Genomic DNA, 2,562 nt, shown 5'->3' on the forward strand with positions numbered 1-2,562 from the left:
GAGAAGGCTTTAGATGTGATCCAGAGTACCACGGGACACGTGAAACCCTGTGGGAAGCAGGAGGGACCACCCTCCAAGGCTAAATACTACCTAGTGACCGATAGCGTATAGTACCGTGAGGGAAAGGTGAAAAGAACCCCGGGAGGGGAGTGAAATAGAACCTGAAACCCTACACTTACAAGCTGTGGAAGCACATTTTTAGTGTGACCGCGTACTTTTTGTAGAACGGGCCAACGAGTTACGTTAAGTAGCAAGGTTAAGCACTTATGGTGTGAAGCCGTAGCGAAAGCGAGTTTTAACTGAGCGTTTAGTTATTTGACGTAGACCCGAAACCGGGCGACCTACCCATGAGCAGGATGAAACGAAAGTAAAATTTCGCGGAGGTCCGAACCCACGAGCGTTGAAAAGCTCGGGGATGACTTGTGGGTAGCGGTGAAATTCCAATCGAGCCCGGAGATAGCTGGTTCTCCCCGAAATAGCTTTAGGGCTAGCCTTGAGCTTAGAGATACGGAGGTAGAGCACTGAATGTCCTAGGGGGTATTGTACTTACCGAAGACTATCAAACTCCGAATGCCGTTATCTTTTACTCAGGAGTCAGACTGTGGGTGATAAGATTCATAGTCGAGAGGGTAACAACCCAGATCGTCAGCTAAGGTCCCTAAATGTAAGTTAAGTGGTAAAGGATGTGGGATTGCACAGACAACCAGGATGTTGGCTTAGAAGCAGCCACTCATTTAAAGAGTGCGTAATAGCTCACTGGTCGAGTGATCCTGCGCCGAAAATTTCCGGGGCTAAAACTTACTACCGAAGCTACGACATCATTTATGATGGGTAGGGGAGCTTCCCATACGGGTCGAAGCATGACCGTAAGGACATGTGGACTGTATGGGAGTGAGAATGTTGGCATGAGTAGCGAGATGTGGGTGAGAATCCCACAGGCCGTAAACCCAAGGTTTCCAGGGGAAGGTTCGTCCGCCCTGGGTCAGTCGGGACCTAAGCTGAGGCCGAAAGGCGTAGGTGATGGATAACAGGTTGATATTCCTGTACCACCAATAACCGTTTGAGAAATGGGATGACACAGTAGGATAGGCTATGCACACTGTTGGTTATGTGTGTCTAAGTACTGAGGCAGTCTGGACAGGCAAATCCGTCCGGATATTAATGCTGGGGTACGATGGGGAGCGAAATTTAGTAGCGAAGTAGCTGATTTCACACTGTCGAGAAAAGTCTCTATCGAGGTTAAAGGTGCCCGTACCGCAAACCGACACAGGTGGGTGAGGAGAATATCCTAAGGCCAGCGAGAGAACTGTTGTTAAGGAACTCGGCAAAATGACCCCGTAACTTAGGGATAAGGGGTGCCACCTTCGGGTGGCCGCAGAGAATAGGCCCAAGCGACTGTTTACCAAAAACATAGGTTTCTGCTAAGTCGTAAGACGATGTATAGGAGCTGACGCCTGCCCGGTGCTGGAAGGTCAAGGGGATCTGTTAGGATTTATCCGAAGCAGTGAACTTAAGCCCCAGTAAACGGCGGCCGTAACTATAACGGTCCTAAGGTAGCGAAATTCCTTGTCGGGTAAGTTCCGACCCGCACGAAAGGCGTAACGATTTGGGCACTGTCTCAACAACAGACTCGGTGAAATTGTAATACCGGTGAAGATGCCGGTTACCTGCGACAGGACGGAAAGACCCCATGGAGCTTTACTGTAGCTTGACATTGGGTCTTGGTACTACATGTACAGGATAGGTGGGAGGCTATGAAACCAGGACGCCAGTCTTGGCGGAGCCATCCTTTGGATACCACCCTTGTAGTACTGGGACTCTAACCATAGGCCATGAATCTGGTCTTGGGACACTGTCTGGTGGGCAGTTTGACTGGGGCGGTCGCCTCCCAAAAGGTAACGGAGGCGCTCAAAGGTTCTCTCAGTACGGTCGGAAATCGTACATAGAGTGTAAAGGCAAAAGAGAGCTTGATTGCGAGACATACAGGTCGAGCAAGGATGAAAATCGGACTTAGTGATCCGGTGGTTCCGCGTGGAAGGGCCATCGCTCAACGGATAAAAGCTACCCTGGGGATAACAGGCTTATCTCCCCCAAGAGTCCACATCGACGGGGAGGTTTGGCACCTCGATGTCGGCTCATCACATCCTGGGGCTGTAGTAGGTCCCAAGGGTTGGGCTGTTCGCCCATTAAAGTGGTACGCGAGCTGGGTTCAGAACGTCGTGAGACAGTTCGGTCCCTATCCGTCGCAGGCGTAGGAAATTTGAGGAGATCTGTCCTTAGTACGAGAGGACCGGGATGGACACACCTCTGGTGTACCAGTTGTTCTGCCAAGGGCATGGCTGGGTAGCTATGTGTGGAATGGATAAGCGCTGAAAGCATCTAAGCGCGAAGCCGACTTCAAGATAAGATTTCCCACCGCAAGGTTAAGATCCCAGGAAGACTACCTGGTTGATAGGTCGAAGGTGGAAGTGCAGCAATGTATGGAGCTTATCGATACTAATAGATCGAGGACTTGACCTGATTTTAGATGATTTACTAAATTATATATGTAGTTTTTAGAGT

General features: G+C 50.0%; 1 rRNA gene. It reads left to right on the plus strand.

The window, feature by feature from the left end:
• Positions 1-2,520: ribosomal RNA gene (locus J2Z43_RS14520) — 23S ribosomal RNA — on the plus strand; the annotation flags it as partial.
• Positions 2,521-2,562: the final 42 nt, after the last annotated feature.

The sequence above is a fragment of the Metaclostridioides mangenotii genome, assembly GCF_017873185.1.
GTDB classification, from domain to species: domain Bacteria; phylum Bacillota; class Clostridia; order Peptostreptococcales; family Peptostreptococcaceae; genus Metaclostridioides; species Metaclostridioides mangenotii.